Source organism: Armatimonas sp. (assembly GCF_043757465.1).
GTDB lineage: Bacteria > Armatimonadota > Armatimonadia > Armatimonadales > Armatimonadaceae > Armatimonas.
In genome coordinates this window covers 27101-46169 of the sequence record NZ_JAYVPL010000106.1, presented here as the reverse complement: position 1 = coordinate 46169, position 19069 = coordinate 27101, and the positions used below count along the sequence as shown (strand labels likewise).

Below are 19069 nucleotides of genomic sequence, written 5' to 3'. Positions count from 1 at the left end.
CGATGACGCTGATTCTTTCCCCACAACTAGAAGCGAGCTTGGTTCAAGCCGCTCGCCTAAACGGACTCTCCCCTGATGCCTATGCCGAGCTACTTCTTCGCCGCTCTTTGCCGAATATCTCGTTAGCCACGCCTGAGCAACAAGAACCCCGTCCACGTTTTGGTAGTGCACGGGGGCTGGTAACCATACCACCTGACTTTGATGACCCTCTGGAAGACTTCGCGGAGTATATGTAGTGAAACTACTTCTGGATACCCATACCTTTCTCTGGTTTGTCGCAGGAGATACACAACTTAGTCCAACCGCTCGTAGGATGATTGAGGATCTGGGAAATGATCGTTATCTTAGTATTGCCAGTATCTGGGAGATGTCCATCAAACATGGAATTGGAAAACTCCCCTTCGCTCAGCCTATTGAGATATTTATTCCCACACAGCTACGGATCAACCGGATAGATATTTTGCCCATCACACAAGAGCATGCTTTTCAAGCAGGACAGCTTCCCACTCATCACCGTGACCCCTTTGATCGTATGCTCATTGCACAGAGCCTCATTGAGGCAATCCCTCTAGTTTCTGCCGATACAAACTTCTCAGCCTACACGGGGCTGAACCAAATCTGGTAGAGATTGAAAGATGATATGAGAAAATTCTGGCCCTCTCTGGCAATTCTGCCCCTGCTAGGAGTCTTCCTGACGGGCTGCCCTAAACCCGCCACACCGCCGCAGCCGATGCGCCCCTCTATTACGGACAGCCGCCCGGCGAACTCAAAGCCGGGTGGGTTTCTCGGTCAGCCGTCTAAGACGGGCAATAGTCGTCCACAGAGCACCTCGGCCACGGCGGATGAGCCGATGGATGTGCTGGGAAACCCGGATGGCGCGACGGCATCACCGAGCAATAAAGAGCACTTTTTGATGCGCCGCCCACAGTTCGATCTCTCCTACAACGACTCGCTACACTTTCCCAACTGGGTGGCCTGGCATCTTGTGGCGAGCGACATCGGCGACACCGAGCGCGGTAACTTTGTCCCCGATCCCGACTTGCCCGATGGCTTTGCGAGGATCACCACACGCGACTACAGCAGCTCCGGCTATGACCGTGGCCACAACTGCCCCAGCAAAGACCGCACCGCGAGCAAGGCGGACAATGATGTAGCCTTCTACATGACCAACATCACCCCACAGCAACACGGCATGAACGCGGGGCCCTGGGAGAAGCTGGAGACGTACTGCCGAAAGCTTGCTCAGGAAGGCAACGAACTCTATATTCTCTGCGGCCACGGCTTCCGCGACAAAAATTTCAACACGATCGGCAGTGATAAGATCGCCGTTCCTGACTTTGGCTGGAAGATTATCGTGGTCTTGCCCAATAAGACCGGCAATGACCTGGAGAGAGTAGACACGGACACGCGGGTGATCGCGGTGCAGATGCCCAATATCTCGACGATCTCTAAGCAGCCCTGGGATAAGTACATCACCACGGTGGCGGAGCTGGAGCAGGCCACAGGGCTGACGTTCTTCGAGTCGCTCCATGAGTCCGTGGCGCGTGTCCTCAAGCCAAAACAAGATGCGGGGGCCAACAGCTTCGGAGGAAGCACCAGTGGGTTTAGCCGCGGTACTCGGCGTGGCAGTGGTGGTAGCTTTGGCGCAGGAGGACGGCGATGAGTGTTTTAACGGAGTTGCGAACCGCGGCCAAGGGCCTGCTCTTTCTTAGTGAGTCCGATGCGCCCCTCAAGGCGTTTGTCTGGAAGGGCGTGGCGATTGATTCAGCGGCAACACTGCTCAAACAACTCCACAAAGATGCTGCGACGCCGGTTCAGGAAATTGCGCTCACGGATTTCTTTGCCCCCATGTCAACCGTCCAGAGCTGGCACGATGAGGCAGCAAGGGCCGATGTGGTGCGCTTTCAAGCGCTAGTTGCCCAGCTTGCCGCGCTCACCAACACACGGGTTTTCCGCATCGGGACAGGCCCTGAGATTCTCGCCTACGCACTGGGCACGACCCCGGACGGCCACACCGCCGGGGTCAGTACCCTGCTCACGGAAACCTAGTTCATCTTTACCGGCGCGCCCCCGAGCTTGGCGCTCTCCCAGGCAGCTTCGGTCATCTCGATGGTGCGTAACCCACAGAGCGGCGGAGCACCGATACCATTCTCTCCACGAATCGCTCCGACAAAGTTTTCGTCAATGTTCTGCGTCCCTGGTAGGTTGTTGCCATCCATGATCGTCCGGACATTTTTATCGTCCACGATGGTCAGTTGGCCGTTGCGGTAGAAGAACGCGCCTTTTTCGCACCAGATCGAGATATCCTCGTGCCAGCCAACAACTGTGTCGCCGATGACCGAGACATTGCCCAGCGCACCATTGGTGAAACGAATCGAGAGCACGGAGTCAATGTCCACGGGCGTCCCTCGAAAATCCTGGAACGCGGCTACCTGCGCGACCGCCAGGCCGGTGGTGTAGAGCAAAATATCCACTAAGTGCGAGCCGGAGTCGTTGATCTGGCCGCCGCCGGAGAGTTCGGGAACCTGCCGCCAGGAGCCCGCGGTTCCGTTCTTCCAGCTCTGGGACTGGAGCGCGTTCAGCGAGGTGACTTGCCCCATCTCCCCGCTGGCGATCTTCTCACGAATCAGCTTGAACTGCCCCATGGAGTGCCGCTGGTACGCCAGTGCAAAGATTTTCTCGTAGCCTTCCAGCGCCTTTAAGAGCGTGTGCGCCTCAGCCACATTGCTGACCATGGGCTTCTCCAGCAAGACATGCTTCTTGGCCGCAATGGCATCGAGTGCCTGCGGGCCGTGCTGGGTGTGGGGCGTGCAGATCTCGACAGCGTCGACTTCCTCAAGTGCGAGTAGCTGCTTCCAGTCCGCCGTGTTGAGCACTTTCGCCTCTCCCACGAGCTGCGGAAAGCTTGCCTGGCAGCGCTTTATCTGCTCGGCATCCGGGTCCTGTAGCGCGACCACCTTCACGCCCTCAATGCGTGCAAGCTGGCCGAGATGGTGCCGCGCAATCCCGCCGCACCCGATCATTCCAATACGGATCATCTGTTAATCCTCCGTCCTCTCTCTTCGGCAACGTGGGCTCTATCTCCTGCCAAGGAGGATCTGCTATAATCCCTTACTTCTATGTCCGAACCCCTCTGCTCTGTTGCTGATCTACTCGCCGCGCTGAATGGCCGTGAGAACCTTTTTGCCTTCCTGCGCAGTAAGCTGTCCTGGTCGGTAGACCCGGAGGACACGTTTCTCTATTCCGACAACGAGGCGGTTGGACGCGCTGCCGCTCGTGCTGACTTGTCGCAGATCGTCCCGTTTTCGGCGGGCGATCCCTTCGTTATTTTCCTGGTCGAGTTCACGGAGCGTTTTCGGCGCGGTGACTTGCGTGAGATTCTGCGCGGGATTCGGCGGCGTATCAAAGAGGAAGCCGCCTACAAGAGCGCCGACTTGGACGAGCTGATTTTTGTCTGCACCCTGCCCGAGGGCCTGCGCTTCGTGCATTTCGAGGAACACGCGAACCGTCAACCGAAGCTCCGCGTGTTCGGCTACGACCGTGATTCCGTGGCGGAGACGTTCACCCTGCGAACCGTGAACCTGCCCTTGTTACGGCTCACCACGAACCTGCTGGGGGAAGTGGATTGGAAGGCTTGCCGCAAGAGCTGGCAGGACGCATGGAGCGTCGAGAAGGTCACGAAGCAGTTCTTCCGTGACTACCGCGACGTGTTCACGGAGGTGGAAACTCACCATATCCACAACGCCCCCGGCGATAAGCGGCTGTTCGTCCAGCGGTTCTTTAACCGGCTGATGTTCCTTCACTTTCTGAGCAAGAAGGGCTGGCTTCGCGCTCCGGGTAAGTCCCAAGAGGACGGCGGACGGGAGTACCTCAGCGATCTCTGGAAGGTGTACCAGGCTCGCGATAAGCGCCCCGGCGACTCGTTCTACCTGAGTCACCTTGCGCCCTTGTTTTTTGCCGCGCTGAATCAGCCCTATGTGGGGCGAAACAATCCCGTGCTGCCGTCCGTGGTCGGGGATGTCCCGTATCTGAACGGCGGGCTTTTCGAGCAGACCGACGACGATAGGGCGGCGTTCACTATCGAGGATGCGGCGTTCACGAAGATTATGGAGCGGCTGTTCTCCTGCTACAACTTCACGGTTGCGGAATCTACGCCCGACGATGCGGACGTGGCAGTTGACCCGGAGATGCTGGGGAAGGTTTTCGAGGAGCTGGTGACGGGGCGGCACGAGTCCGGCTCGTACTACACGCCGCGCCCGGTGGTGCAGTTCATGTGCCGTGAGGCGCTGAAGGGCTATCTCACGCCGTGTGGGGCGGGCATCGAAACGCTGGTAGACCTCCACGATGCAAGCGAGATCACGAACCATGAAGTGGTCTTGTCTGCGCTCCGGTCGGTGTCGGTGGTAGACCCGGCGTGTGGCTCGGGCGCGTACCTTCTGGGAATGCTCCAGGAGCTGATGGCGCTCCGGCTCGCGCTGTTCAATGCCAAACGCCTGGACGATGCCTCGGCGTACAACCGCAAGCTGGAGATTATCCAAAACAGCATCTACGGCGTTGACCTTGACCAATTCGCGGTGAACACGGCTCGGCTACGCTTATGGCTCTCGCTGGTCGTCGAGGACGGACGCAACCCGCTGACGGACACAGGGGCGTCGGTGGCTCTGCCGAACCTGGATTTTAAGATTGAGTGTGGGGACTCGGTCTCGTGCCCCGATCCGCAGAACTTGCCGGTTCAGGTGGACGCTCGCGCGGAGATGATTCGTCAGTTTGAGGAGAAGAAGCACACTTACGGTGATGTGAACTTCGCCGGAAACAGGCCGGATCTGCTGGCTGAGATTGAAGCGCTCCGCAAAGAGATCGCCGCTGAAACGCCGGGAGGGGAGGGCGCGTTCGACTGGCGCGTTGACTTCGGGGAGGTGTTCTCCAAAGCGCAGAAAGGCTTCGACATCGTTCTCGCCAATCCTCCCTACGTGCGTGGGGAGCTTATCAAAGACCTCAAGCCGACTCTGAAGCGCGTGTACGGGGATCGTTTTGGCGGGACAATGGATCTGTACTGTTTCTTCTACTTCCGCGCCATCGAGCTTCTGAAAGACGGCGGTCAGCTTGTGTTCATCACGCCCAACAAGTGGTTTCGGGCGGGTTATGGCGTGAAGCTGCGCGAAACCATTGCCGCGACGTGTAAAGTGCGCTCCATCACCGACTTCGGGGAACTGCCAGTTTTCGAGACTGCCGCGACATTCCCGATGATCTTCGTAGCCCAAAAAGGCGATAGTTACGAAGGTGCTACGACATTCACTCAGGTCAAGAGCTTGAATGCGCCGTATCCGAATGTGAAAGCGGTAATTACGTCGGCAGGTTTCACGCTTCCAGCTACAGCGATTCACGGAAAAGACTGGAGTCTCTCAGAATCACACGTTTCCGACCGCTTAAAGATAATGGAACGCGCCGGAATCCCGCTCGGCGAGTACGTCAAAGGCAAAATCTATCGTGGCATCCTAACAGGCTTCAATGCTGCTTTTGTAATTGATGGCAAGAAGCGAGACGAACTGATTGCTGCTGACTCTAAGAGCGCAGAACTGATAAAACCGCTCGCAGTCGGTGATGATATTCGCCGATGGCGCATTGAGAAAAAAGATAAATGGCTTATCGTCACTAAAATTGGCGTTGATATATCGCGCTATCCGGCTGTATTTAAGCATCTTTCACAATGGGAAAGCGAGCTAAAAATAAGGCGTGATCAGGGAAATTACTGGTGGGAACTTCGAGCTTGTGCTTACTACAATACATTTGATCATCCCAAGATAATGTATCCTGTTATTGGAAAAGAGCCACGTTTTACGATTGATAACATATCTTCATATACGAATGACAAGACATTTTTGATTGGTTCTGACAGTTTGTTTTTATTAGGTGTGCTAAATTCTTCAACAGTGTGGGGATATTTAAAATCAATTTGTTCAGTTCTTGGGGATGAAGAAAAAGGCGGGCGTTTAGAGCTTCGCTCCATCTACGTCTCAAAAATCCCTATTCCTAATGCGACTGATGACGAAAAGGCGGCGATTTCTGCGCTGGTTCAGGCGTGTCTCGATAAGCGTGGGCAGGGTGTTGAGGCGGAAGAGGCGGAGATTAACGCACGGGTGGCGGCGCTGTACGGGCTGTGACCATGCTCCAAAAAAGGAAACGCCCCCTGTCTTGCGACAGGAGGACGTCGGGCCAGCGATTCTATCCTCTGGGGTTGTATGGTACGATTATAGGCATGTTATACCGGTTTGTCAAGGGTTGGGCGCAAAAATCGTGAGTGATACAAGTCTTCCACCGCAGCGCGTAAAGATCTACCTGGATGGCTTCAACCTGTACTTCGGAATGAAGGATAGGGGATGGCAGCGTTACTATTGGCTGAATGTTTACAAACTCGCCCAAGAGATTATGCCAAAAGGCGCAGAGTTAGTAGGGGTTAGCTATTTCACTTCACATGTGACGGGTTCACCTGGTAAGCAGAAACGTCAAAATGACTACCTGGAAGCACTGCAAACAACGCCTACGCAGATCATTTATGGGAAATACATTTCAGAGCCATATTATTGTTACTCTTGTGCGAATGAAGCGTTTACATTTAAAGAAAAAATGACAGACGTCAATATAGCGGTTGAAATGATGGAGGACGCATTTGTTGATAGGTTTGATAAAGCTCTTCTTATATCAGGAGATAGTGATTTGACTCCTCCCATTGCTAAAATCAGAAAATTATTCCCAGAAAAAGAAATCAATGTGTGGTTTCCCCCCGAAAGAAAATCGAGTGAACTTAAAAAAGCAGCTTCAAACACATTTGATATCAACCGTACCCTTCTTAGGGATAGTCAGTTTCCTGAGGAAGTAACAAAGGCTGATGGTTATGTACTACGTCGGCCTGAAAAATGGGAGAAATGGGCGAAGTAACGGCAAAACTTAGAAAGCCCATTCCCTATGCCCACGAGGAGCCACGCACAGCCATAAAGGCGACAGTTCGGCAGTGAGCCGATTCCACAAAGATTATAGGCAAGATCGCACCGCTTCGCAAGAGGCGGAGATTAACGCACGGGTGGCGGCGCTGTACGGGCTTTAAGGAATAATTGCGTAATGTCTTCACAACTCAGATTGTTTTTTGATGAACCACCCACTCTCGACGCGCTACTCAAACGCCGGGAAGACCAGTGGTTTGAGCGTAAAAGTATTCGGATCGAGGCAATAGCTCTCGCCAATACACTGATCGGATTCGCGAATGCCGATGGGGGAAGGATTGCGATTGGCGTCTCACAAGGAGAGATTGAAGGCGTGGACAACAATCCGGCACGGGTGAACGATCTGTTGCAAGCGGCAATTGATTACACCGATCCCCCTGTGCGTCATGGCCACGACTTTCTGGACTGTACGGACCGGCAAGGTGACTCCAATCGCTTGCTGATCCTTGATGTGGAAGCGAGCGAGCGTGTTCATCGTAACAAAAAGCAGGAGTGCTATCTAAGAATTGGCGATGAAACCCGCCGCCTTTCGATCACGGAGGAACGAGAGCTACTCTTCGATAAAGGCGAGGCAGCCTTCGACGAAAACATCGTGCCGAATCGTCAGAAAACGGAACTGGACTGGGTTGCCCTGGAGCAATACGCTACCCAATTAGGGGCAAGTAGTCCAGAGGCACTTGCCCGAAGTCGGCGACTCTATCTGGATTATGCCAACCGAACGGGAATGACTCAGGCAGGGTGGTTGCTCTTTGGTATTGATCCACCGATATGGTCCTACATTCGCTACCTACGCTACGCAGGAACCACCATTGAAACAGGAACGCGCTCCAATGTTCTTGCGGATATTCGCCTGGAAGGAACCATCCCTACGCTGATTGAGCAAGCACAGAAGCTCCTGGACGAAAAAGTAGGCTCTGTCATTCGGCTAACACAGAAAGGGAATTTTACCTCGGTTCCCACTCTGCCACGCTTTGCCTACTTGGAAGCCATCGTCAATGCAGTCACACATCGCTCCTATAGTCTCCAAGGCACAGGAATCCTGATACGTGATTTTGAAGATCGGATTGAAGTCGAAAGCCCAGGTCGTTTACCTGGATTAGTGCGCGTTCAGAACATCCGCAAGATGCGCTACTCTCGCAATCCGCACATTGCCCGAGTCCTTGCAGAGATGACGGGGTATGTCCGTGAACTCAACGAAGGGGTTCAACGAATGTTTGAAGAGATGGCCCAGTCCGGCCTACCAGCCCCTGAATTCCGTGTTGGTGAGGCTTCCGTTTGTGTTCTTCTCTACAAAGGAGCAAACTTAATCCGTAATCTTAAGCAAGCAGAACGCGTAGCCCCCCTCCTGGCTCGACTCGGTGAGGAACGACTCTACCGTTTCCTAAGTATTCTCAAAAAAAATCGTGTCTTGCCACCTCGTGAGATTGTTGTCTTGCTGGATATTTCTCCCGTCACAGCGCGATCTTATATGCGTATCCTAGAAAAAGCAAATTTAGTTCATCTACAGGCGCGGTCACCGCGTGATCCCTTCAGCCGCTGGGAGATTCTCGAAGATGCTTTTTGGGAGGAAGTAACTTGACAAATAACTTGTTAATGAACTTGTTAATTTTAACAAGTCTCAGAGGAGCGGCGTGCCTCGATAAGCGGGGCAGGGTGTTGAGGCGCAAGAGGCGGAGATTAACGCACGGGTGGCGGCGCTGTACGGGCTGTAGCAAAGAGATATAATGCGGACATGATAACCGAAGACACTACCGATGAAAACGGGACGAGAACGATGATGCGTTTCGGACGCATTGAGGAAATGGACCGCTCGTTTGATCTGGAGTTCTGGCAATCACAAGATGCAACGGCACGCTTCAAAGCGGTTGAGGAACTGGTGAACTACTACCTCAAGCGGCAAGGACGAGAGAGTGAACGACGACTTCAAAGATCTGTTGGGTCTCTTCAACGAATATCAGGTTGAGTATCTGGTCATCGGTGGCTACGCCGTGGTTGAGTACACGGAGCCACGCTTCACCAAAGACCTGGATATTTGGGTGAAGGCCAGTCAGGAAAACGCACAGCGGGTCTACGAGGCACTCGCGCGTTTTGGTGCCCCCGTTCGCCAGCTCACCGCCACCGACTTTAGCCGCGAAGGCTACTTCTTCCAGATGGGACGAGAGCCGCAGCGTATAGATGTGCTCATGTCCATTCCAGGCGTTCCTTTTGACAAGGCATGGAGTAACCGACACGAAGTACAAATAGACGGGCAGACCGTGCGCTTCATTGGGCTCCAAGACCTCATCACCGCGAAAGAAGCCTCAGGCCGCCCCCAAGATCTGCTGGATGTCGCACGTCTCTACGAAGCTCTGGAGCGCCTACGAGTGACAGAAAAAGATCGCTCCGAAGGCGGAGATTAACGCACGGGTGGCGGCGCTGTACGGGCTGTGAGGACGGGGCGTTAGGAAGGGTTCAGAACGCCTGTTTGCCTTCCTTGTCTCTTGCCTGTATACTGACAATCCCACTCAGGAAAAGTGCTATGTCTAAGAAAATCAAACCGAATCTATCCTGCTTTGAGACAGTGGACTACCTGCTCGCGAAAGCGGCGGCGGAAGAGGAAGGGAGCGAACTAATCTCCAACCTCAAGCTCCAGAAGTTGCTCTACTACGCGCAGGGCGTCCACCTCGCCCTGCACGACATTCCGCTGTTTCCTGAGGAGATTCAAGCGTGGATGCACGGCCCCGTCGTGCCCGCCGTCTACCAGAAGTACAAAGACTCTGGGTATGAGGCTCTGCCCTCCCCGGAACCGGGCACCGTAGATTTCAGCCGCTACACCGACGAAGAGAAAGAAACGCTGGATGAAATCTACCGGGTCTTTGGGCAGTTCTCCGCCTGGCGACTTCGCGAGATGACGCATGGCGAACCGCCGTGGCAGGAGCACTTTCGCGACGGAGCGACGCACATCGTGATTTCCCAGGAAGCGATGCGGCGCTATTTCAAGACGCAGCTTGAGAGCGAGTGATCCCAGCAGGATGTCAGCAAAGAACCGACTGAAAAAACCGGAGCCGGAGCGCGGAAAGCATATCGCCCCTCCCGTCGCGAAAGCTCCGCAAGCGGGTGATTATCCCGTTTTCTGCTTTCGGTTTCTTCAGCCAAACTTCGGTATTTCCGACTGTTCGCAGGAGGAGCAGCAAACCCTGATTCAGCAACTTGGCGCATTGAGCCAAATGACCTGGCAGGAAATCTACCAAGCGCCGCGTCATGGCCTCGGAACGGAAAAAATCGCTCAATCTGCAATCCGACCACCGCTCCCTTTAGTGCTGACGGAAGACATTGGCTTGATTGCCTTTCGCTTCTCTGGAGTCAAACCAATGGTTGGATTCCGCGACACGAACGTCTTCCGGCTTCTCTGGCTGGATCACAGCCGCACCGTTTACAATCATGGATGATTCGAATTGTTAGTTCCAGGAATACGATAAAATGACCCTGATTAGGGGAGATCTCGCAAATGCCACACCCTCGATTTAGCGGCGAAGAAATTATCCAAAAAGGCGAAGCACTCTACGAAGCCAAGGTTCGTGTGCTTGTCGAAACGCCTGAAAATATCGGAAAAATTGTCTCTATAGATATAGAAACAGAAAATTATGTCGTGGATGTAGACCTCGTTATCGCCGGTTTAGCCATCCAAGAAAAGCATCCTGACGCGGCGATTTATGGCAAGCGCATTGGCTACAACGCCGTTTTTTCGATTGGTGGCACACTCGTGAGAACGGCTCCGTGATAGTCGGCTCTGTACATGATTTACAAGCAATAGTGAACGTTACGTTTCGATTGCCTCATCAAGCAGAAGTTACGATAGAATTTGTGGTTGATACAGGTTTTGCGGGTGCATTAACGCTTCCTAGTACGTCAATACTTGCTCTTGGTCTACCGTATCTTCAAGAAATGACCGCCAATTTAGCAGATGATAATAATGTGAAGGCTGATGTACACATTGCAACGATCTTTTGGAATGGTGAGGAAAAGCGCGTTGCTGTCTTGGCAATGGGTACACGTCCCCTGCTGGGAACTTCTTTACTGGCAGGTCAAGAAATCACGATTCAATTTGTCGAAGGTGGTTTGTTAGCCATAGACGATCTGTAATCCTCCCCTATTTCCATTGTTCAGGCGTGTCTTGATAAGCGCGAGCAGGGTGTTGAGGCGGAAGAGGCGGAGATCAACGCACGGGTGGCGAGGCTGTACGGGCTGTAGAAAGAGATATAATGGGGCGATAAAGTAAGAGAGGGAAAGCATCATGCCAGCACCGACACAAACAGACAACACGCCACGCACGAACGGAATGACCGAGGAAGCGCAAAAAGAGCGGCTTAGGATCGCGCTGGGGAGAATCGCGGAGCGAAAAGACGACCCCGAATATCAGAACTATGTCGAAGAACTCTTCCGAGAAGCGAAAGAAGCGCGACGACGTATTAATGAAGAAGAGTTACAGCAAATGAAAGACCGAAAATAGAAGTGAAAAAAATTTTGCTGAGCGAAAAGCCGCTTGGAATGGAACGATTTGAGACAGTATGTATCTTGTTGATAACGACATATTCAATCTTTTGATCGCAGGAGATTCTACTGTCACGGAAAAAGTTCAACGAAACGAATCAATCCTATGGCTGAGTTCCATTGCGGCTGAGGAAATTCTCACAGGGCACTTGAGCGGAATAAATCGTGCCAGAAGCGCCCAGAACGCACTCTCACTTCCAAAAGCACACGACCAATTCGTTCGGACATTAGAAAACCTGCTTCTTCTGCCTGTATTTTCGTATTCGGAGGAGTCGGAAGCCGTGTATCAGACGTTCGCCCCCGCTATTTTGCGAATTGGCGCACAGGATTGCCGAATCGCCGCGCAAGCAATGGCACATGGAATGACTGTCGTTACTCGCAATCTCAGAGATTTTCAGGCCATCGGAGCACCGTGTGAAGACTGGAGCGCGGCTTGAACCTCCCTGGTGAGGACATCGAAACCAGCATCATTGATAACAGCGGCGACAACACGCTGAAAAATCGGCTCCGAGTCATCGGGGACGAATCCAAAGATGTCTCCATCGCCTCGGCGTTCTTCTCCCTGGACGCCTCGAAACCTCTTTCCTGAAAGCGACCACCGACCTGGAGACGCTGAAAGAGTTCAACGCCAAATACGACGGTGAACTCTCTGAAGCCGACGAAGCTCAGATTCCTCCGGGAGCACTGGGTGTCTGGAACGGTGCTCTCCCGCCCTTACCTGGCGCTTCTCCACGATGGGGACAAGACACCGATTCTGGATGCACCGCGAGTGCTGGCGGCGTTGTAGGAAATTAAACCGGGAACCAGAGAAGGTATCGGCCTGCCCAATACGCTGGTGCCCTCGCTCGTCTGCTGGATAGAGCTCCGAAGGGAACTGGACAAAAATACCAATCGCGGCCATAATACGTAAAGTATGTTAAAGAAATCACCCGAGCACTATCTGGAGCGGCTACGGACGCTGCAAGATGCCATGCAGACGCGGCTTCTGGCCGATGTCAAAGCCCAGGAGGAGACCGCCACGGAGGCGCTTTCCGGGGTCGCGGATGTGCGCGGCGGCGACACGATCTACGAGATAGATGCGCACGCCGATGAGGTTCTCCACCACTTCTGCACCGAGTGGGCCACGGAGGCCACGCTGGTGCTGATCTCTGAGGGGATCGAGGGCGCGGGCTGGCAGGTCTTCCCCGAGGGCGCGGAGGAAGCCGATGCCGAGTTTCTGCTCATCGTAGACCCGATTGACGGCACACGCAACATCATGTACAACAAGCGCTCCGCGTGGGCGCTGGCGGGGATTGCCCCCAATAAAGGCCGCGAGACCAACTTAACCGATATCGAAGTCGCGGTGATGACGGAGCTTCCCACGACCCGTGCTTTGCTCGCCGATCAGCTCTGGGCCGTGCAGGGTGAGGGTGCGCACCGGGAGACGAAAAATTTAGTGACCGGCGAGCGGAAAAGCGCCCCGCTGCGACCGTCGCGCTCCGAGTCGCTCGCGCACGGGTTTGCGAGCCTTGCCAAGTTCTTCCCGTCGGCCAAAGGGGTCACGGCAACACTGGAAGAGAAGCTCATGCTGGCTGTGGCCCCGGAAGACGGTGAGAACCCCGTGGTCTTCGATGACCAATACATGTGCACAGGTGGTCAGCTCTACGAGTTAATGGTCGGGCACGATCGCTTTATCGCCGACCTGCGGCCCGTGTTCTTTGCCGCGCTCGGTCTGCCGCCCAAGCTGGTCTGCCACCCGTATGATATCTGTACCGAGCTGATCGCTCGCGAGGCGGGTGTCTTTGTAACCGATGCGACAGGAGCCGCGCTCTCCGCGCCGCTGGACATTCAGGCCGCCGTGAGCTGGTGTGGGTATGCCAACCAAGTGCTGAAAGATCAAATCGAGCCCACGCTACAAGGGCTTTTAAAAGAACTCCCCCGCGTGGCGGGGGCAGAGGGGGCGGGTAATGAGCATCGTGCGTAAGGCTGTTATCACGGCGGCGGGGCGTGGGACGCGGCAGTTTCCAGCCACCCGCTCGATTCAAAAAGAGATGTTGCCCTTGGTAGACCGCGACGGTGTGACCAAGCCCACCATCCAGATCATCATCGAGGAGTGTCTAGCCTCTGGTATCGAGGACATCTGCATCGTTGTCTCGCCCGGCGGTGCCAAACCCTTCAAAGACCACTTCTCGCGGCTCCGAGACGATGAGCGCAAGATCTTCAAGGGCAAGGAGTGGGCGCTGGCGCAGGCGGACACGCTGCGGCGGATCGAGGAGCGCATCACCTATGTCGAGCAGGCGACTCCCGAGGGCTACGGTCACGCCGTCTACCAAGCGAAAGGCTTCGTGGGCGACGAGCCGTTTTTACTGCTCCTCGGCGATCATGTCTATATTTCCAACAGTAAAAAACGCTGCGCCCAGCAAGTCATGGACACCTACGCCGTCACCAAGTGCGCCGTCTCCGCGGTCCAGCAGACTCCCGACGATCACCTGCATCTTTTTGGCACGGTCAAGGGCACCCGTCTCGGACAGGGCGATCCGCCGATCTACGATGTCGAGCAGATCATGGAGAAACCCTCGATTGACTTCGCCGCCGAGCACCTGCAGACGCCTGGTGTAAAGCGTGGCTACTATCTTTGTTTCTTCGGGATGCACGTCTTTCCGCCAAGCTTGTTCGACTGCCTCGCACACCATATTGACAATAATATCCGCGAAAAGGGCGAGATCCAGCTCACCAGCAGCCAGGAGATGCTGCGTTCCCAGGAGCGCTATGTCGCCGTCGAGACCAGTGGCGAGCGCCTGGACATGGGCGTCCCCCTCGGCTACATCGAGACCCAGACCGCGCTGGCGCTCTCCGGCATAGATCGCACCGAAGTTCTCGCGACACTGCTTCGGCAAGTCGCCAAGTCGGCAGCCAAAGAGCCTTTCGGGCAGGTTTGAGCCTAGATCTGCCTCTCCCCGTCCTCGGTAGCCACCTCGCGCCAGCGAGCGCGGCATTTGGAGGTTTCTCTGTGAGGGTATACTTCTTTCCATGCAAAAGATGCTCTTTCTTGCTCTCTGCTTTGCGCCCTGCACCATCGCGCTCGCTCAGCTCCCCCCTCCTGAGGAAAAACCGGTGGTGGGCGCACGGATGCCAGCGCTCTCACCCGATGGCTCCAAGCTCGCTTTTGTGTGGCGCGGCGATATCTGGGTCTCGGCGACGAGTGGCGGACGGGCCTACCAGGTGACCACACACGCGGAGTACGATGCCTACCCCGTGTTCTCGCCCGATGGTAAGTGGATCGCGTTTCAGAGTAATCGCACCGGCTCACCCGATATCTGGGTCGTGCCCACGGAGGGCGGGACGCCGCGTCAGCTAACCCTCGCGGGCGGACGTGAAGTGCCTAGCGATTGGTCGCCGGACGGCAAGAGCCTACTGTTTGTGAGCCAGCGCGATACGCCTCACGACAGTATCTTCTCGTTGGATCTGGCGACGCGGCGCTTCACCAAGCTCGCCGAGGATTTCAAAAGCATCAACCGCCCGGTTTTCTCACCTGATGGCAGTAAACTCGCCTACGAGCGCAATGGTTTTCCCTGGACGCGCCCACGCTACAATGGCTCCGGCGCGGCGCAGCTCTGGACCCTGGACACGAAGACCGGCAAGAATGTCCCTCTCGCCGATGATGGCCGTCAGCATCTCTACCCACGTTTTCTCCCCGATGGCAAGGGCATTGTCTGTGTGACCTACGGCGAGGAAAGCCCGAGCGTGACGCTGATGGGAAAGACACCGCCCAAGCTCGAAGACAATGCCAAGCGCACACCCAATCTCTGGGTGTTTCCCAGTGAGGGCGGCAAGCCCAAGCAGCTCACACAGTTTGTCGGGAGTGCCGTGCGCTTTCCCAGTGTGGCGCGCAAGTCCGGCGATATTGCCTTTGAGCACGGCACCGATCTGTATGTACTGAGAGCCGGTACGAAAGAGGCCGTCAAAGTCACGCTGCTCTGTGGCGGCGATGATAAGAGCAACACCGAGCAGCGCGCCGTGATCAGCAATGCCGAAGTGACGGAGGCGGAGATCAGCCCCGATGGCAAGACGTTTGCATTTCTGCTGCGTGATGAGCTCTGGACGATCCCCGTGGATAAAGCAAAGAGCCGCAACGCCGATCAAGCGACGCGCCTGACGGAGTACCCCGGCACCGACCACGACTTTAACTGGAGCAAAGACGGCAAGACGCTCTTCTTTGTCTCGGACCGCAACGGCAATGAACGTGTCTTTGCCATCGAGGTCGCGACCAAGGCGATTAAGCGGGTCTGGCTGGGCAAGCTGGATGCAAAAGGCCCGTTCCTCTCTCCCGATGGGAAGCTACTGGCGTTCCAGGTGCTGGGCAAGGAAGAGGAGGGCGCGGGATTCTACACCTGCCCCGCCGATCTCTCCGCGCCACCCAAGCGGCTTCTTGCGATTGCGGGCGACAATCAGGGAAGCTTCGCCTGGTCACCTGACATGCGCTGGCTGGCCTTCACGCGCCGAGGCCGCGAGTCGGGGGGGACAAATCTCTACATCACGAAGGCCGATGCCAGCACTGCTCCCGTGAATATCACGCGGCTCAATGCGTTTCACGGCGAGCCCACCTGGTCTGCTGACGGGCGCTTTCTTTACTTTTCCAGCGATCGCGATGGCAGCGGTGGCCTGTGGGTTGTCCCACTCACTCGTGAGGAGGCCCGTGGCGCGGAGCTGGAGCTGAAGTATATCAAGTCCGGCGATCCTGTGCAGGTGACCATTGACTTTGAGGATATCCACTATCGGCTGCGCAAGCTCAGCGGCCAGAACCCGGATGCGAGCCTACAGATGACGGACTCGGACGGAACACTCTATTTTATCTCCAGCGGCAATCTCTGGTCGGCATCGTATGATGGCAAAGAGGTTCGCCAGCTCACGTCTACGGGGGGAATCGGCAACCTGCGCCTGAATACGGCAGGCGATACGGCTTACTTGAATCGAAGCGGCCAGCTCTTCACTTTTAAGACACGTGTTCCGGGTGCGCAGCCCAATTTGGTGGGCTTCAGTGCCACCTACACCCAGAATCTTCGCGCACAACGTCAGGCCGCCTTCACACAGCTCTGGCGTAGCTACAACACGCGCTTCTATGATCCGAACTTCCATGGTCGTGACTTTGCCGCCCTCAAAGCCCTCTACGAACCGATGCTAGACGGAGTTGGCACGCGCGAGGAGATGTCTAACCTCGGAAACCTACTGCTCGGCGAGCTAGAATCCAGCCACTCGGAAGTGAGTCCCGCACCCGGCAGCATTACGGGGCCGAATACGGCGTCGCTGGGTGTGTATTTTGACTATGGCTATGTCGGCCCCGGCATCCGTGTAAAAGAAATCCCCAAGCGCACCCCGGGCAGCTATGAAAAAACGCGTATCAAGCCCGGTGAGTATATTGTCGCGGTGGACGGTGAAGATGTCACGCTCGATGAGAATCTCTACAAAGTGCTCAACGACAAAGGTGAGCGTGACTTCACGCTTCTCGTGAACGACAAGCCGGGCCGCGAGGGAGCCCGCACCGTGACCTACAAAGCCGTGAGTGGCGGCGAGTGGGGCGATCTACACTACCGGAATCGGATCGAGGCACGCACCAAGCAAGTCGAGCAGGGCTCAGGCGGCAAGGTCGGCTATGTCCATATCTCTGGAATGGGTGGCCCCAACCGTGACACTTTTGTCCGTGAGTTCTACGAGTATGCCGAGGGCAAAGACGCGATGATCATTGATGTGCGGGAGAACGGCGGGGGCAATATCGGCGACACCCTGATCTCTTGGCTGCGCTTCAAGCCCTACGCCACCAACTCCCCGCGCGGTGGCTATGTGGTTCCTGCTCCGATTCTGGAGGGCCGCCAGCCCTGGAACAAGCCGATTGCCGTGCTCATGGGTGACTCGTCTTTTTCCAATGCGGAGATGTTCCCCTACGGCATGCGCGCCACCGGCCTCGCCAAGCTCGTCGGGGAGCCGACACCGGGCTACGTCATCTGGACTTTTGGCCTCTCGCTCGTGGATGGCACGGGCGCTCGTATGCCCTTCCAGGGCGTGTGGCGCACCGATGGCACGCCACTGGAAAACATCGGTGAGAAGCCTGACTATTTTGTCCCGTGGAGCACTCCCGACTACTTCGCGGGCAAAGATCCGCAGCTAGAGAAAGCAATCTCGCTTCTCAAGAAATAAACAAAAACGGCCCAGGGCGCATCACCCTGGGCCATTTTTCCGATTTAGGCGATCTGCATCGTGTCTTGGTTGAGGAAGCACAGCTTGTCAAACAGACTAAGATCCAGAGGGTTTGGCAAACGGATGTCGTTCACTTCGGGGCAGGGCCTACTCGCGGGATCGTAGCTTCTCTTAATCTGAGAAAGGCAGAGAACGATCACCTGACGCTCGCGGGCGAAACTTCGGAGCTGCTGAACTTGGTGCGTCAGCTCAGGATTCTCACGCTTCTGATCCAGTAACTGAAGGTAGTCAATCACCACTAAAGTACTGGCAGGTGCCGAGGCAAGCCTAGAGAGGATGTAGTCCGCACAGATCTGATCGGAGTCATCCAAAAGAAACCTATCCGCAAATTCGTTTAAATCCTCACCCAGAGCCTTAAAACAATCCGCGACATCCGTCGGGGTAAAGTCTAAGGTAAAAAATGCCGCGTGGCCGCCGCGCCGCATTATCTGGATGGCCAGCTCAATGCTCAGGCGCGTCTTGCCCTGCCCACGGCGCGAGCCCAGCAGGGCCAGCTCCCCCGGGTGTAGCTGTGCAAAGAGGGCAGAGACGAGCTTTTTCGACATTGTTTTGATTGCCTTGGCAGAAAGAAGGCTCCACGCGCTAAAACCCTCTTAGGTTTGATGGAAGTGAATAGTCCTGCACGAAAAGTACTTTCCCAAGGGAGGGGGGAGGCGTGGACATGCGCCAAGGCCATTATACAGGAAAATAAAAAACAAAACCCCTCTCCCGTTATCGGGAGAGGGGCATGGGAAGAGGGTTAGAGCTTGAGGCCCTTGGGCAGGATCACGCTGTCAATCACATGGATGACGCCGTTGCTGCCAACAATGTCAGTCTTGACCACTTTGGCCTTGTCCACCATCACACCATGCTTCGTGCCCACAGTGATCGAAGCGCCATTGACGGTCTTGACCTTGGTGCCACTCTTGAGCTTGACGACATCCGCCGCCATCACCTTGCCTGCCACCACGTGGTAGGTCAGAACAGCCTTCAGTGCAGCAGGGTTCTTGCCCAGCTTATCTAGGACGGTCTTTGGAACTTTAGCGAACGCCGCATTGGTCGGTGCAAAGACGGTGAAGGGGCCTTCGCCGCTCAGTGTCTCCGCAAGGCCAGCAGCCTTGACAAGAGAAACGAGGGTCGAGAAATCCGCGTTGCCCGCAGCGATCTCAACAATGGTCTTGTCCTGTGCAAATGCAGGGCGAATCGGCGAGAAAGCAGCCAGCGCAAGCGCTGCGAGTACAAAATACTTTTTCATGGGAACAGTTGTCCTTGGAATTGGGTTTGAGATCCTGTGAGGAGGGCGCGCTCCTGCTCACTTGCCTCTTCTAACA

22 protein-coding genes and 1 pseudogene are annotated in these 19069 nt (G+C 55.5%); 20 read left to right on the top strand and 3 right to left on the bottom strand.

Translation table 11 applies throughout. The features are described 5' to 3' along the window. The first annotated feature begins 2 nt into the window (after window positions 1-2). From ACH2ED_RS14115 to ACH2ED_RS14100, 4 genes are read left to right on the top strand one after another with little or no spacing between them, the layout of a single operon-like run. On the top strand, window positions 3-236 hold the full coding sequence (locus tag ACH2ED_RS14115; protein WP_395092227.1) for a DUF2281 domain-containing protein: 234 nt from the start codon (window positions 3-5) through the stop codon (window positions 234-236). Beyond that, window positions 236-625: a type II toxin-antitoxin system VapC family toxin gene (locus tag ACH2ED_RS14110; protein WP_395092224.1), complete on the top strand. Its 390-nt coding sequence runs from the start codon at window positions 236-238 to the stop codon at window positions 623-625. Before ACH2ED_RS14115 ends, ACH2ED_RS14110 begins: the two co-directional genes overlap by 1 nt. A 15-nt stretch (window positions 626-640) precedes the next feature. Then, on the top strand, window positions 641-1663 hold the full coding sequence (locus tag ACH2ED_RS14105) for a DNA/RNA non-specific endonuclease (protein WP_395092221.1): 1023 nt from the start codon (window positions 641-643) through the stop codon (window positions 1661-1663). Further along, window positions 1660-2049: a nuclease A inhibitor family protein gene (locus ACH2ED_RS14100; RefSeq protein ID WP_395092218.1), complete on the top strand. Its 390-nt coding sequence runs from the start codon at window positions 1660-1662 to the stop codon at window positions 2047-2049. The genes ACH2ED_RS14105 and ACH2ED_RS14100 overlap by 4 nt, the downstream gene beginning before the upstream one ends. On the opposite strand, the gene ACH2ED_RS14095 is transcribed toward ACH2ED_RS14100, so the two are convergent. Next, entirely contained in the window at window positions 2046-3038 is a 993-nt protein-coding gene (locus ACH2ED_RS14095; protein ID WP_395092215.1) for a Gfo/Idh/MocA family protein, read from the bottom strand. The genes ACH2ED_RS14100 and ACH2ED_RS14095 overlap by 4 nt on opposite strands. Before the next feature lie 81 nt (window positions 3039-3119). On the opposite strand from ACH2ED_RS14095, the gene ACH2ED_RS14090 reads away from it, so the two are divergent. The 16 genes from ACH2ED_RS14090 to ACH2ED_RS14015 all read left to right on the top strand — a co-directional run bounded on the left by ACH2ED_RS14090 (window position 3120) and on the right by ACH2ED_RS14015 (window position 17699). Then, on the top strand, window positions 3120-6161 hold the full coding sequence (locus tag ACH2ED_RS14090; RefSeq protein ID WP_395092213.1) for an Eco57I restriction-modification methylase domain-containing protein: 3042 nt from the start codon (window positions 3120-3122) through the stop codon (window positions 6159-6161). 133 nt (window positions 6162-6294) lie between these two features. Then, window positions 6295-6936 (top strand): NYN domain-containing protein, encoded by a 642-nt coding sequence (locus tag ACH2ED_RS14085; RefSeq protein ID WP_395092210.1) that lies wholly within the window; start codon window positions 6295-6297, stop codon window positions 6934-6936. A 180-nt stretch (window positions 6937-7116) separates the two neighbouring features. Continuing rightward, complete coding sequence (locus ACH2ED_RS14080) at window positions 7117-8577, top strand: ATP-binding protein (RefSeq protein WP_395092207.1); 1461 nt, start codon at window positions 7117-7119, stop codon at window positions 8575-8577. A 153-nt stretch (window positions 8578-8730) separates the two neighbouring features. Continuing rightward, window positions 8731-8961 (top strand): hypothetical protein, encoded by a 231-nt coding sequence (locus ACH2ED_RS14075; protein ID WP_395092204.1) that lies wholly within the window; start codon window positions 8731-8733, stop codon window positions 8959-8961. Next, window positions 8909-9397 (top strand): nucleotidyltransferase, encoded by a 489-nt coding sequence (locus tag ACH2ED_RS14070; RefSeq protein WP_395092201.1) that lies wholly within the window; start codon window positions 8909-8911, stop codon window positions 9395-9397. Before ACH2ED_RS14075 ends, ACH2ED_RS14070 begins: the two co-directional genes overlap by 53 nt. Window positions 9398-9516: 119 nt before the next feature. Continuing rightward, a complete protein-coding gene (locus ACH2ED_RS14065) occupies window positions 9517-9999 on the top strand; it encodes a Panacea domain-containing protein (RefSeq protein WP_395092198.1) in 483 nt (160 codons plus the stop codon). A 10-nt stretch (window positions 10000-10009) separates the two neighbouring features. Beyond that, entirely contained in the window at window positions 10010-10426 is a 417-nt protein-coding gene (locus ACH2ED_RS14060; protein ID WP_395092195.1) for a hypothetical protein, read from the top strand. 59 nt (window positions 10427-10485) lie between these two features. Beyond that, entirely contained in the window at window positions 10486-10758 is a 273-nt protein-coding gene (locus ACH2ED_RS14055; RefSeq protein WP_395092192.1) for a hypothetical protein, read from the top strand. 32 nt (window positions 10759-10790) lie between these two features. Further along, a complete protein-coding gene (locus ACH2ED_RS14050) occupies window positions 10791-11120 on the top strand; it encodes a clan AA aspartic protease (RefSeq protein WP_395092190.1) in 330 nt (109 codons plus the stop codon). Between the two features lie 151 nt (window positions 11121-11271). Continuing rightward, a complete protein-coding gene (locus ACH2ED_RS14045; RefSeq protein WP_395092188.1) occupies window positions 11272-11487 on the top strand; it encodes a hypothetical protein in 216 nt (71 codons plus the stop codon). Window positions 11488-11545: 58 nt separating this feature from the next. After that, on the top strand, window positions 11546-11965 hold the full coding sequence (locus ACH2ED_RS14040) for a type II toxin-antitoxin system VapC family toxin (protein WP_395092186.1): 420 nt from the start codon (window positions 11546-11548) through the stop codon (window positions 11963-11965). Then, window positions 11962-12117, top strand: a complete 156-nt coding sequence (locus ACH2ED_RS14035; RefSeq protein ID WP_395092184.1) for a hypothetical protein — start codon at window positions 11962-11964, stop codon at window positions 12115-12117. Before ACH2ED_RS14040 ends, ACH2ED_RS14035 begins: the two co-directional genes overlap by 4 nt. 51 nt (window positions 12118-12168) lie before the next feature. Continuing rightward, a complete protein-coding gene (locus ACH2ED_RS14030) occupies window positions 12169-12315 on the top strand; it encodes a hypothetical protein (RefSeq protein ID WP_395092181.1) in 147 nt (48 codons plus the stop codon). 126 nt (window positions 12316-12441) lie between these two features. Continuing rightward, window positions 12442-13491 carry an inositol monophosphatase gene (locus ACH2ED_RS14025; RefSeq protein ID WP_395092179.1) on the top strand — a complete coding sequence of 350 codons (1050 nt, stop codon included), beginning with the start codon at window positions 12442-12444 and terminating at the stop codon, window positions 13489-13491. Continuing rightward, a complete protein-coding gene (locus ACH2ED_RS14020; RefSeq protein WP_395092176.1) occupies window positions 13475-14446 on the top strand; it encodes a UTP--glucose-1-phosphate uridylyltransferase in 972 nt (323 codons plus the stop codon). The genes ACH2ED_RS14025 and ACH2ED_RS14020 overlap by 17 nt, the downstream gene beginning before the upstream one ends. A 91-nt stretch (window positions 14447-14537) precedes the next feature. Then, window positions 14538-17699, top strand: a complete 3162-nt coding sequence (locus ACH2ED_RS14015; protein WP_395092173.1) for a S41 family peptidase — start codon at window positions 14538-14540, stop codon at window positions 17697-17699. A gap of 44 nt (window positions 17700-17743) precedes the next feature. Here ACH2ED_RS14015 and ACH2ED_RS14010 read toward each other — a convergent pair. Both ACH2ED_RS14010 and ACH2ED_RS14005 read right to left on the bottom strand, forming a co-directional pair. Then, window positions 17744-18340: pseudogene (locus tag ACH2ED_RS14010) on the bottom strand (DNA helicase); the annotation flags it as partial. 158 nt (window positions 18341-18498) lie between these two features. Continuing rightward, window positions 18499-18993, bottom strand: coding sequence for a fasciclin domain-containing protein (locus ACH2ED_RS14005; RefSeq protein ID WP_395092171.1), 495 nt, complete (start codon window positions 18991-18993; stop codon window positions 18499-18501). Window positions 18994-19069: the final 76 nt, after the last annotated feature.